The following is an 11586-nucleotide window of genomic DNA, read 5'->3' as shown; positions in this document are numbered from 1 at the left end:
CCACCGTCGAAGGCATCGGGCTGCGCTAGAGAAGGCGGCGCAGCGCGACTCGCAAAGGCCTCGGGAGTGCTCGAAGCTCAGGCGGGGGCAGAGCCCGGTCTTCGGCGGCCTGCACGGTGCGCGTCACCGCATCCGGTGCCGTGTAGTGGCGGCGCAGGGTAGGCGTGCTCGGTGGGTCCGCCTCGGCGGAGGTGGCGAACGCGGTTCTCGGCCTCGTCGACGGTCGGCCTGGTGCCAGTGGGCGGCCACCAGATCGCGGTGGTGGAAGCGACTACGGGGGGGACCACTCCCGTCGGCGACGCCCGCAAGAGGTTCGGCAAACGCGGTCGGCCTCGGGCTGGCACCGGCAACGCTCTCGACGCGGATCGGGAACAGGCCACTGTAGTGAAGAAGAGTCGGTGGGCGCTGCTGAAGAACCCGGAGAACCTGACCGAGAAGCAGGCGGTGACGTTGCGGCTGATCGAACTCGAGGACCTCGCCCTGCACCGCGCCTACCTGCTCAAGGAATCGCTGCGGCTGATCTTCCAGATGAGCCACGACGACGCGGTCGTTGAACTGGCGCGGTGGATCGGCTGGGCGCGGCGCTGCCGAATTCCCGAGTTCGTCGAGTTACAGAGAAGCATCGTCACTCACGAAGACTCGATCCTGGCCGCCATCGAACACGGCCTGTCCAACGGGCGGATCGAATCGGTCAACACCAAGATCCGGCTCATCACCCGCGTCGCATTCGGATTCCGCAGTCCCGACGCCCTTATCGCCTTGGCCATGCTGAGCCTCGGCGGTCGACCACCACGACTCCCCGGAAGGAACCACCCACAGAAGGGTCAGTAGAGCCCACAAATGTTGTTATTCGACGGCTCGACCCACTCGATGCCCTCGCTCCGTACGGATTCTTGATCCGGCCACTAACACGCCTGCAGCAACGGATCAGGCGAATTCAAGCAACGTGTACGCGCCGCGGTACTGCTTTGTCAGGCGCAGTTGCCAAAACGCGGGAAAAAGCTTGTTGAACATCAGGCCTCGCCCTTTCGGCATCGGTAGGTCATGCACAGCCCGGACGCCCGGCACGGTGTTGACCAGGTCGGCCAGTTGAGACTCCGACAGGCTGAACGGCATCGGTGGAACGCGGTAGCGCCGGGTTGCTCTCACGCCTTTAGGTGCAAACTTCTTGACAAGCACCGGCGGCAGGTCGAAAACCATCTGGCCGCCCGGAAATCGCTTGGCGCACTCAGTGATCAGTCCCATCGACTCTTCGGGTTGCAGGTACATCAGTAGGCCCTCGGCGGTGATGAAGACACCGTCGTCAGTATTCAGCTCGTTTGCCCAGCTGTAGTCAAGTGCGGACTGCGCGAGGTCGGTAATCCTCGGAGAGGAGGGCAGCAACCGCTCGCGCAGCTCGATAACGGGAGCGAAATCGACTGTTAACCAACGAAATTGAGCATCGCGGAGGGTGCTACTCAGCCGCCAAAAGCTGGTCTGCAGTCCTTCGGCCAACGCGACGACAGTGGCGGCGGGATGCTCGGTCAGGTACTGGATCGCGACTCTGTCGAAGGCCAGCGAGCGCAAGGCCATCTCCTGGCCCTTACGGCCGAACTTGTCGAAATCGAAGTCGATCGCGTCGGCGAGCCGGATCGCCATCGGGTCGTCGATGATCGCGTTCGGATGGCGAGCCTGGTGGGCCCTGCCGTTGAGCGTCAGAAGTGCTGTTTCCGAGACGCCGGTCAGGTTGGCGGCATCGGCTGCGTAGTCCATTGGGACAAGGCTACCTACGCTTGAGCGGTGACCGCAGCCGGCGCCGGTGCCGCGGGTAAACGAAGTAGCCACCTCCGAGGTACGTCGCTACCGGGCAGTGGCTACTTCTGAAACGCATGAGACCTCAGCGAACGGCCAGGGCTTCGTCCTCCTCCGCGAGCGCCTGGGACTGCGTGGGCGGGGCTCCTTGCCGCCGTGACACGGCGAGGGTGGTGAGACCCGCGAGCACCAGTGGTACGGCGAGGCACAGGAAGTACCCGCTGACCCCGAGGCCGGTCAACAGTGTCCCGCCGGGGGCCGAGCCGATGATCGTGCCGCTGCGCCCGATGCCGATTCCCCATCCGGTGGCGTTGGAACGTAATTGGGCTGGATACGCATTGACGATCAGGTAGTTCAACGCCAGTTGCTGCCCGCCGATCCCGAACCCGGCCATGCCGATGAGCAGGAACACCAGGGCGAAGTTGGTGCCGGCCAATCCCAACCCGATCGAGATGGCGATGCCGCACGCGAACATGGCGAGCAGAAGGTTGCGCGCATTGACGCGGGGCAGGAGCAGCGACAGCGGAATCGCGAACAGGATGAACCCGCCGTTGACCGCCACGGTGTCCAGGGCAGCCGTTGACTTATCGACCCCGCGCGTGGTCAGCGCCGTCGGCAGCCACAACAGCAGGAGGTACCAGGCGATCCAGTTGAGCAGATACGTGCTGAACACCGCGATGGTGATCTTGCGGAATCGGGGTGAGAACAGCGCCTGAACAGAGCCGCGTTCGACGTGGGAATCAGTGGTGACGAATCGGGTGTCGGCGTCAACCGGCACACCGAAGTACCTGGCTACCAAAGCATGTACCTTGCGTCGGCTCGATTAGGTGCCCTTGGTGACCAAGAGTGCCGGCGACTCCGGTATCAGAAAATAGGCAGACTGCGGCGAGTACCAGCGGCAGCAGGCCGCCGATCAGGAAGATGCCCCGCCAGCCCACGATTGGCAGCCAGGCTTGTCGATATCGCCGCCGGCCTCGTAGCCCGCGGATCAGAGCCGAGGTCGTGAAGCCAGCGGCGGTGTTGCCGTCTGGGACCTCGGCAAGGCGAAAGCGCACCCGGGCGCAGCAGGTGCGTTAGGCCACGGTATTGACGTTGATCGCCGTTTTTGTTGGCGACGGTCGAAAAGCAGGCCAGGGGCGACGGTCGAAAAGTAGGCCACGTGGTCGTGGCCATTGTGCCGTGTTGTCTGCCCGCGCAGAGGGCAAGGTGTCGATTCTGGTGTCTTTGAGCCGGTAGCTGGAGCCTTTGAGGGTCACCAACGGAACGCAAAGCTGCAGTTGACGGTGTTGCTGGCTCCGCTGGAAGCGGTTCCGGGGCCGTATCTGCATCCTGATCACCGTCGCCGGCCGCGGCGCCCAGCGGTCCGGAGCGGCTTCGATGTCTAGTATTCATCACCGCACGCCTGGAGCTCATTGCCGAATTGTTCGCTGTAGTGACTCGATTACAGCGTCTTTCGCAACGCGTTTGGCAGGGAAGCACAGACACACGGCATTAAATAGTGGACCCATAGAGGCGAGCGGTTTAGGCTCGGTCTCTGGAGGTGGGACCAGTGAGCGATACGACACGGCTTCGGGCGTTGACCGAGGCGGGACTGTTGCATCCCAATCCGGATGGGGTGTTCGCGACGCTGTTCGCTGGGGGGTCGGGTTTCTTCCTGCCCGCCGACAAGGTGCAGGTGAAGTACGAGATGCTGCGGGCACGTCTGCTCGACGGTCTGCCCGTGTCGGAAGCTGCTGCAGCACATGGCTATTCGCGGGCTGCGTTCTATCTGGTGGCAGCAGCGTTCGACCAGTCGGGGATGGCGGGGCTGGTCGACGAGCGGCGCGGCCGTCGTGGCCCGATCAAGCTGCGTCCGGAGATCGTGGACTTCATCCGCGCCGACACTGGTTCGGGGGCGCAGATCGCCGAGCAGGTGGCCGACCGGTTCGGGGTGCAGTTGCACCGACGCACCGTCGAGCGGGTGCGTGGGCGGTGAGCGCCCGGTCGTTCTGGCCGCCGGTCCAGGCGGCTCAGGTCGACTACGAAACGCTGCGGCACACGCACTCGAGCCCTGCCGGATGCCCGAGGGTCTGGCCGCGGCCCGGTTCGCCCGGCGCGGCCTGGCCGGGTTGATCGCCTGGCCGAGCGCCGAGCCGGTCTTCGTCGCCGAACTCCTCGCCGCGGTACGCCCGGCCTGGACGCCGCACGACGATCCCCGCGTGGCGGCGCTGGCCGCGGGCTACAAGTTCCTCCTCGACGCCGCTGCGCGCGTGGATCCGGTTGCCGGAGTGGCACTACCGGGCGCAGGCTTGCGATGAGGGCGGCGCTGTATGCGCGGGTGTCGACCGAGCGCCAAGCCGACCGCGGCACCATCGGCTCGCAGCTGGCGCTGCCGCGCGAACACATCGTCGCCGTCGATGACGAGTTGGTCGGCGAGTACGTTGACGACGGGCAGTCCGGGGCCCGACTGGACCGACCCGGCCTGGACGCGCTGCGTGACGCCGCCGAGGCCGGGCTCGTCGAACGGGTGTGGTGCCTGTCCCCGGACCGGCTCGCCCGCGCCTACGCCTACCAGGTGCTGGTGCTCGACGAGCTGGACCGCCTCGGAGTCACCGTCGCCTTCACCGATTTTCCGGGACTGGCCGCCGACGACCCGCAGTTGGTGCTGCTCACCCAGGTGCAAGGCGTGATCGCCGAATACGAGAAAGCCAAGATCGCCGAACGCTACCGGCGCGGCAAGCTGTTCCGGGCCCGCGCCGGCGAAGTCGTCACCTGGAAAGCTTCCTACGGCTACCGGCGCATCCCCCCGCAGCGCCGCCACCGGCCAAGCACACCACGAGGTCTACGAACCCGAGGCCGCCGTGGTACGGCGGATCTTCACCGACCGCGCCGCCGGCATCACCATGCGCGAGATCTGCCGCCGCCTCAACGCCGACGCCATACCCTCACCGACCGGCAAACCCACCTGGGGCCACTCCACCATCTGCCGGCTCCTGCGCAACGAGGCCTACATCGGCCGGGTCTACTACAACCGCACCGAATCGATACCCGACCGGCGCCCCACCCGCCGCAACCGGCAGATCCCACGCGACCGCGACGACTGGATCCCGATCGACTGCCCCCGGATCATCACCGACGAGCTGTTCCAAGCTGCCGCCCGAGTGGCCACCGACAACACTAAGCCTGAATCCACCGACGAGCTTCCAGCGTTTCCTGTGTTCTCCGGTTGGGCCGTGGTCGGCGGGGTGGTCGGTTCAGGCCAGTGCTGGTGGGCTACGTCCGATGATGTTGTGCCACAGTGCAAGCCATGCTCTGGTCCACGGCCGTTCGAACAGATAGCATCGTGCAAAACGGGCACGCGCTGAGCCTCGTCCCGGTGTCCCGATTGGATTTGGTGTTTCCGGCCTGACACGCTGAGCGATGCTCGGCGAGGAAGGTGCCGTAATGACGACACTGAATGATGTGACGAACAAAAAGCAGGCTGAGCAGTCCGCTGAGCAGCAAGCTGCAGTCGAGCTGGTTCGGCTGGCCCAGGAACAAGGCCTGTCGCTGACTGGGCCCGATGGGCTGCTCAAGCAGCTGACCAAAACGGTCCTGGAGACCGCGCTAAACGAGGAGATGACCGAGCACCTCGGCTATGAGAAACACGACCCGCCCGATGCGGGGACGGGCAGCATCCGTAACGGCACCCGATTTAAGACCGTGTTGATCGACACCACCGGTCACGTTGAGATCGACGTGCCGCGGGACCGGGCGGCGACGTTCGAGCCGCAGATCGTCAAGAAGCGGCGGCGCCGACTGTCCGGGTTTGATGAGGTCGTGCTGTCGTTGTACGCCAAAGGCCCTACCACGGGCGATATTTCGGCACACTTCGCCGAGGTCTACGGCGCATCCGTCTCGAAGGAGACGATCAGCCGGATCACCGACAAGGTGATCGAGGAGATGAACGAGTGGGCGGTACGGCCACCGGCAGCGACAGCGCGCTGTGCACGCCGAGTCGGCCGACGCGCGGACCGAAGCGGGGCCACATCTTCTTCCCGCCCAAGGATCCCGAGCGGACCGTGCGCCGCTCGAGTGCGGCGGTGATGCAGGGGCCTTCCTTGACGGTGACGTACTGGATCTGATCGATCTCAGAGACGAACGGGTGGCTGGCGGCCAGCGCCGCCACGACGTTTTCCGGCCCATCGATTCGAAGCAATGTCACCCCGGCACCGTCCGCTCCCGGAATGGCATGGGCGGCAAAGGATGCCACCTCCTCGAGGAGTCCTTGAAGTCCGGTGCTGCGGCTCGCCAGGCCGGCGAGGTCGGTGAGGCTGGTCTGGAGGTCCGCGTCATCGGCCGTCGCCTGCTCCGCGCTCAACGCCTGGGGTTCCGCCTCAGCCAACTCCAAACCACCACAGCACCGCGCTGGGCGCCTAAACTGCCACCCAGAGGATCACGCGATCGAGCGGACTCTTGCAACACTCCAATGGGCTTGGCCCCCTGCGGGCAGCCGCTCGACAAAAGAGGGACGCATGTCAAGAACCGACGGCACCTACATGCGGGCAAGTGACGCCTTCGCCTGGTATATGGAGCGCGACCCGGCGCTGCGCTCGACTGTGGTCGGCGTGTTCTGGCTCGACCGGGCGCCGGACTGGGACAGGTTCGTCGACCGCATCGACCGGATGTCTCGCACGATGCTCTCGCTTCGCCAGCGCGTCGTGGAGTCTCCGTGGCGCCTGGCCACCCCGAGGTTGATTTACGACGACCACTTCGACCTGAAGTGGCACCTGCGCCGGGTCAACGCGCCGGAGCCGCGAACCCGCGACGCAGTGCTCGAATTGGCGCGGCTGGCGGCAATGGACACCTTCGACCGGGAACGTCCGCTGTGGGAATTCACCCTGGTCGAAGGCATGAAGGGCAATGAAGCTGCGGTCGTCGTCAAAATCCATCACTCGCTGTCGGACGGCGTGGGCTGGATGCAGATGAAGGGTGTCCTGTTCGACATGGAGCGCCAGCCAGGCGATTTGGGGCCCATGCCACCGGCGCCGCCGGGCGAGACGTTCAGCAGGCAGGCTCTGATCACCGCCGCCGTGGGGTCGATGTTCGGGCGTGTCGCCCATCGTGGCCGCCTTGGGGTCGAGGCCGCCATCCCGACTCTGGCCCGCACGGCACGTGATCCAATCGGCACCGTCCGCGGAGCCGCCGCAATGGCACGCTCTGCCTACCGGTTCGCTGCGCCCGTTTCCGACACCATGTCGCCGGTGATGCGCGAGCGGGCTATGGTCCGTCGTCTCGCGACTATGGAAATCCCCCTCAACGACCTGAAGAGGGCGGCCGAGAGCGTCGACGCGACGGTCAACGACGCCTATCTCGCCGCCGTGACCGGAGGGCTACGTCGCTATCACCTGCGCCACGACAGCACCGTCGAGTCGCTTCGCGTCACCATCCCGATCAACATCCGAACCAAAGCGGATGATTGGACCTTTGGCAACCGGATCACCCTGCGGCGCGTGACGGTTCCCGTCGGCGAATCGAATCCGGCCAACCGGATGAGAATGGTGCATCGCGTCGCCGAATCGGCGCGCGACGAGCCGTCCAACCCGATCACCGACACCATCGCCGAAGGCCTGAACCTGCTGCCTGTCGGTTACGTCGGTGGGATGCTCAAGCACGTCGACTTCGTGGCGAGCAACGTGCCGGGCAGCCCTGTGCCGATCTACCTGGCGGGCGGTGAGGTGACCGGCTTCTTCGCGTTCGGGCCGACCATCGGGGCATCGTTCAACATCACCCTGATCTCCCACGCCGGCTCCTGCGATATCGGCATCAATATCGACACGTGCGCGGTGCCCGACTCCGACGTCCTGCTCGATTGTCTTCGGGAGGGCTTCGACGAGATCAGCGCAGTCGGCATCGACGACAAACTCAACGGTGATCACCCTCGAACGACGCGGCCGCGGGCCCGACCGAAACCTTCAACGTAGCGGTCGCATGGACGACAGCCCGCCCCCAACAGCGATGCTCGGCGAACTGCCATTACCCGCCCACGACGCAGACGCGGTGAACATCGTAGAGCTGCAACGGCTGATCCGCGCCGAGGACTACTGCTTCGGCGCAGCAGCAGACCACCTCGGAACCACGCTGGACCCCATCCGCTACCTCCTCACCGCGCACCCGGCGCCGGCCGACGAGCCGGTCACCCGTGATCAAGCCCGCGTTCCGCGGCGTCGGATACCGAACCGCCAAGTCGGCGCTCACGCCGGAGCACCTGCGAGATCTATACGAGAGGCAAGGTCTCGGTCTGCGTGAGATCGCCACGGGTGTCGGCGTGGGCCGCAAGACCGTGGTGCAACTCGCCCGGGACTGCCGCGACTGACAGATCCGGCAGTGCGGCGGTCGGGGTGTCCGCTATCTCGGTTGGCCAAGTTTCGAGCGTGCCCGCACTGTTCCGACAATCCGGGCGCCGAACGGTGTCAGTTCCATTGGCCGTCCGCGTTCCGCGCGCACGAGCAGCTTGCCGCCGAGTTACGTTCGACGCGATGTAGCGCGGATCTCCGGTCGCGATGGCTTTGGTCTCGGCGGCGGCGATGCTGATGTCGCCGCCGATGTCCTCGCTCTCGTCCGCAGTGACGTTTTCGCGTTCACCTGGTTCGGACCGCGGGGGCTGGCGACGATCGTGTTCGGCCTGCCGTCGGTGGAGGAACTCGGTCGCGATTCCCCGGTGATCGGCACATTGGGCGGCGTGATCATGTGCACCGTGATACTCAGCGTCGTTGCCCCCGGGGTCAGCGCCGCACCGTTGTCCAGGCGGTACGGCCAATGGGTGGCACGCACGCACGCCCCGATCGAGGGTCGCCGCTCTGTGGATCCGATGCCGTCACGCGGCCGAGGTGCACATTGACCCCGGGCGCCGCTCAACATGCTGGCGCCAGAACCTCAGAGCGGGATTCGCGCCTTCTCGAAGACGTTCTTCTCGATCTCCCACACCATGATCGGATGCAGGAACGGCCGGGTCTCGTTGAGCAGGCCGCGCGCGAGGATGACGCCTGACGGGGTCTTGATCATCTCCTGATACAGCGGCTTTGTCAGCTTGATGCGACCTTGCTCGAACAGGTAGGCACGCAAGCGCTTGTCGATGGCGGGCTGGTAGCCGGCGCGCAGTGCGTAGTTCAGCCATTCGGACACCTGAACCAGGTTGGTCGAGCCGGAGAGCCCGAACTTCGCGTCGAGCGCGTCGAGACGCGCCGCCGGAAGCGACGTCGAGAGTTTCTGCAACAGATACGTCCAGTGCTCCACCGTCCAACCCGTGGTGTCGATCTGCGCGGCGCCGAGGCTGCCCGACTCGAACGCCACGCGCTGGGCGTCGATGCCTGCCAAGGCGCTCGCGGTCGGCACATAGCCCTTTGCCGGGTAGCCCGGCGAGTGAATCCACTCGCGGATCTCGTCGTGGGTCAGCTTGCCGGGGTAGCGGTCGACGAGCTTCTCGTTCAAGTAGGTTTCAAACTCCTCGGTGGTGATGGTCTGCCAGGCGAAGTCGGCGAAGTACTGCCTCACGAAACCATCGAAGACGTCGCGACCGTAGGCCTTCTCGAGCGTGGTGAGGAAGAGCGAACCCTTGTTGTAGGGGATGTCGGTGAATACGTTGTCGGGATGCTGACCGCGCAGATCGATGGCCAACACCTGCTCCGGCGGGCTTAATTCAGCCAGATCGCCCTGTAGCGACTGATACTGCAAAGCCCGCTCGAGGTCAGCGCGATCGGCGCCGTAGAGGGCTTCGACGACTCGCTTCTCGACATAGGTGGTGAACCCTTCGTTGAGCCACAGATCACTCCAGTAGCGGTTCGTCACGAGGTTGCCCGACCAGGAATGCGACAGCTCGTGCGCGGTGAGTGAAATGAGGTCGCGCTTGCCGGTGATGACGGTGGGCGACAGGAAGGACAGCCGCGCGTGCTCCATGCCACCGAAGGGAAAGCTGGGCGGCATCACCATGACGTCGTAGCGCTCCCAGGCGTAAGGCCCGTAAAGGGACTCGACGATGTCCATCATCTGGGGCGTATCGGCAAACTCGTAGGCCGCTTTGTCGAGCATGGGCCCTTCGGCATAGACGCCCGAACGATCGCTTTCAGCCTTGAAGCCGAAGTCTCCCACCGCGAGCGAGATCAGGTACGGCACCACGGACTGCTTCATCTCGAAGTGGTGCTTGGCCGCCGGCACCGCGGAAGGGTCGTTGCTCGCGGACATCTTCGCCACCATGTCCGGCGGCGTTTCGATATCGGCGGTGTAGGTCACCCGCAGGGCGGGTGTGTCCTGCTGCGGGAACCAGGTGCGACCGTAGATGGACTGCGACACGCTGTACATGAGCGGCTTGCTCTTGCCGAAGGTCTGTTCGGGGCTGGCCCAGTTCAGGCCGTCGGAATCCTCGGTGGTCTCGTAGAAGACGCGCACGCGCTGCGTCGACGGCTCGATGTCAATGCTGAGCGGCTGTCCGAGTATCTCGTCTTCGGCGCCGAGCTTGTAGTTAGTGTCCTGCCAAGTGTCGCCTTCCCAGCGTTGTACACCCTGAATGTCGAGCGCCTTTGTGTCGAGCACCAAAGTGGTCGTGCCGGGCTTGACCACGTCGATGGTCAGGTCGGCGTGACCGCCGAGCATCTGGCGGTCGAAGTCCACCTTCAGGGCGAGATCGACATGGGTCATGACGACTTCGTCGATGTTGGCGTTGCTGTGCATGTCGCGAGCGATCGGCTCTGCGTGCTTGTTGATTTCGGCGCGGCCGCAACCGACGAGCAGCGTTGAGCCAACGAGTATGCCGACGACGCCGCATCGCGTCAGGAGATGGATTTTGCGCTTCATTTTGGTGCTTTCCAGCCTTGGGGGAAGGTACTCCAGCATGGCAGGCTGAGGGCCGAAACGATGCGTGTAGCTCAGGTTCGCTTCGATGCGGCTTTCGTGTGTCCGGCGATCTGGACGTCCGCACGCGCGGCGTCCGAGGGCGCACCCGGCACCCTACGTCCGAGCCGGCGTCAACGTACTCCTTGCCGCATACCAGTGCCAGTCGGCGACCGACTGACCACGCAAGCGAAATGTCGATCGGCATCGATTGAGCAGCGCCGCGTGTCGGACAGCATAGGAAATGAAGCATTCCGTGAGACAAACCGGGGTGCAGCAGTGGTGAGACAGGTCGAAAAAGCCCAGTTCGGCGGTACTCACGGTTGCAGCCAAAATCGAGAACCGACAGCTACGGCTGTGGATTCTCATTTCAAATGTCGCGCGGAGGCGATCTATCAGCACGCGCTCGTGCTTCTCGATGCCGAGGGTGCTCAAGCATTGACCGTGCGGCGTCTTGCCGTGGGCCTCAAAATATCGACCCGTACTCTCTACAAACGAATCGGCAACCAAGACAAGCTGATCCGTAAGGTCGTCGAACTTCATTTCTCCACGCTCTGTCTGGAGTTTTGTGAGGGTGATACTTGGGAGTCGACCGCGTGGAATTGGTGCAACGGTCTACGAGTGGCCTTGTGTGCCCACCCGCACTTCACCGAGCTGATGACGGACGGCGACGCATTGCTCCTTAGTGACTACGTGGATGCGCTCATGCAGGCGGCGCGCGGCGAAGGCGTTCCGCCCGACACGGTCGTCGAGTGCTGCCGGTCGCTGGTCGACGTCACCATCAACGATGCCATCGGCGAGGTGCTTGCGGTCGCGCCATTGCGGCGGATCCTCGCGAATCGATGCGGCAGGATCGGGGTCTGAGCGGAGCTTTCGGAGGACCGTTGAGTGGATTCTTGCAGGCGTTCGTGCAGAGTCAACAGATCAGTTCCGCGAGACAGGCGAACGTTG

Annotated in this window: 10 protein-coding genes and 4 pseudogenes; 9 read left to right on the top strand and 5 right to left on the bottom strand. The window is 64.7% G+C overall.

Going from position 1 to position 11586, the window contains the following annotated elements:
- Nucleotides 1-77: 77 nt before the first annotated feature.
- A complete protein-coding gene (locus VET27_RS07670; RefSeq protein ID WP_526516697.1) occupies nt 78-287 on the bottom strand; it encodes a DUF3291 domain-containing protein in 210 nt (69 codons plus the stop codon).
- Between the two features lie 88 nt (nt 288-375).
- On the opposite strand from VET27_RS07670, the pseudogene VET27_RS07665 reads away from it, so the two are divergent.
- Nucleotides 376-831, top strand: a pseudogene (locus VET27_RS07665) (ISL3 family transposase); the annotation flags it as partial.
- Nucleotides 832-927: 96 nt separating this feature from the next.
- Here VET27_RS07665 and VET27_RS07660 read toward each other — a convergent pair.
- The 3 genes and pseudogenes from VET27_RS07660 to VET27_RS07650 all read right to left on the bottom strand — a co-directional run.
- Nucleotides 928-1752, bottom strand: coding sequence for a class I SAM-dependent methyltransferase (locus VET27_RS07660; protein WP_526516695.1), 825 nt, complete (start codon nt 1750-1752; stop codon nt 928-930).
- 124 nt (nt 1753-1876) lie between these two features.
- A complete protein-coding gene (locus VET27_RS07655) occupies nt 1877-2590 on the bottom strand; it encodes an MFS transporter (protein WP_526516693.1) in 714 nt (237 codons plus the stop codon).
- Between the two features lie 373 nt (nt 2591-2963).
- Nucleotides 2964-3050: pseudogene (locus tag VET27_RS07650) on the bottom strand (IS21-like element helper ATPase IstB); the annotation flags it as partial.
- Between the two features lie 290 nt (nt 3051-3340).
- Between VET27_RS07650 and VET27_RS07645 the strand changes: the two are divergent.
- The 7 genes and pseudogenes from VET27_RS07645 to VET27_RS07615 all read left to right on the top strand — a co-directional run bounded on the left by VET27_RS07645 (nt 3341) and on the right by VET27_RS07615 (nt 8125).
- Nucleotides 3341-3766 (top strand): helix-turn-helix domain-containing protein, encoded by a 426-nt coding sequence (locus VET27_RS07645; protein ID WP_526516691.1) that lies wholly within the window; start codon nt 3341-3343, stop codon nt 3764-3766.
- A gap of 82 nt (nt 3767-3848) precedes the next feature.
- A complete protein-coding gene (locus tag VET27_RS07640; protein ID WP_526516689.1) occupies nt 3849-4088 on the top strand; it encodes a hypothetical protein in 240 nt (79 codons plus the stop codon).
- A pseudogene (locus VET27_RS07635) lies at nt 4085-4522 on the top strand (recombinase family protein); the annotation flags it as partial. The gene VET27_RS07640 and the pseudogene VET27_RS07635, both read left to right, overlap by 4 nt.
- 151 nt (nt 4523-4673) lie before the next feature.
- Nucleotides 4674-5135, top strand: coding sequence for a recombinase family protein (locus VET27_RS07630; RefSeq protein WP_526516687.1), 462 nt, complete (start codon nt 4674-4676; stop codon nt 5133-5135).
- 79 nt (nt 5136-5214) lie between these two features.
- Nucleotides 5215-5736: pseudogene (locus VET27_RS07625) on the top strand (transposase); the annotation flags it as partial.
- A gap of 548 nt (nt 5737-6284) precedes the next feature.
- Nucleotides 6285-7733, top strand: a complete 1449-nt coding sequence (locus tag VET27_RS07620; RefSeq protein WP_526516685.1) for a wax ester/triacylglycerol synthase domain-containing protein — start codon at nt 6285-6287, stop codon at nt 7731-7733.
- A 218-nt stretch (nt 7734-7951) separates the two neighbouring features.
- Nucleotides 7952-8125 carry a hypothetical protein gene (locus tag VET27_RS07615; RefSeq protein ID WP_526516683.1) on the top strand — a complete coding sequence of 58 codons (174 nt, stop codon included), beginning with the start codon at nt 7952-7954 and terminating at the stop codon, nt 8123-8125.
- 560 nt (nt 8126-8685) lie between these two features.
- Here the strand turns inward: VET27_RS07615 and VET27_RS07610 are convergent.
- On the bottom strand, nt 8686-10638 hold the full coding sequence (locus VET27_RS07610; protein ID WP_526516681.1) for a M1 family aminopeptidase/hydrolase: 1953 nt from the start codon (nt 10636-10638) through the stop codon (nt 8686-8688).
- A 222-nt stretch (nt 10639-10860) separates the two neighbouring features.
- Between VET27_RS07610 and VET27_RS07605 the strand changes: the two genes are divergently transcribed.
- Entirely contained in the window at nt 10861-11499 is a 639-nt protein-coding gene (locus VET27_RS07605; protein WP_526516679.1) for a TetR/AcrR family transcriptional regulator, read from the top strand.
- Nucleotides 11500-11586: the final 87 nt, after the last annotated feature.

It is taken from the genome of Mycobacterium sp. (assembly GCF_035633495.1).
Taxonomy (GTDB): Bacteria; Actinomycetota; Actinomycetes; order Mycobacteriales; family Mycobacteriaceae; genus Mycobacterium.
The sequence above is the reverse complement of the archived record's forward strand: the minus strand, read 5'-3'. Positions and strand labels throughout refer to the sequence as shown.

Coding starts and splice junctions, on each gene's coding strand:
- VET27_RS07660 (WP_526516695.1), bottom strand. CDS start 1,752: ATGGACTACGCAGCCGATGCCGCCAACCTGACCGGCGTCTCGGAAACA.
- VET27_RS07620 (WP_526516685.1), top strand. CDS start 6,285: ATGTCAAGAACCGACGGCACCTACATGCGGGCAAGTGACGCCTTCGCC.
- VET27_RS07630 (WP_526516687.1), top strand. CDS start 4,674: ATGCGCGAGATCTGCCGCCGCCTCAACGCCGACGCCATACCCTCACCG.
- VET27_RS07610 (WP_526516681.1), bottom strand. CDS start 10,638: ATGCTGGAGTACCTTCCCCCAAGGCTGGAAAGCACCAAAATGAAGCGC.
- VET27_RS07640 (WP_526516689.1), top strand. CDS start 3,849: ATGCCCGAGGGTCTGGCCGCGGCCCGGTTCGCCCGGCGCGGCCTGGCC.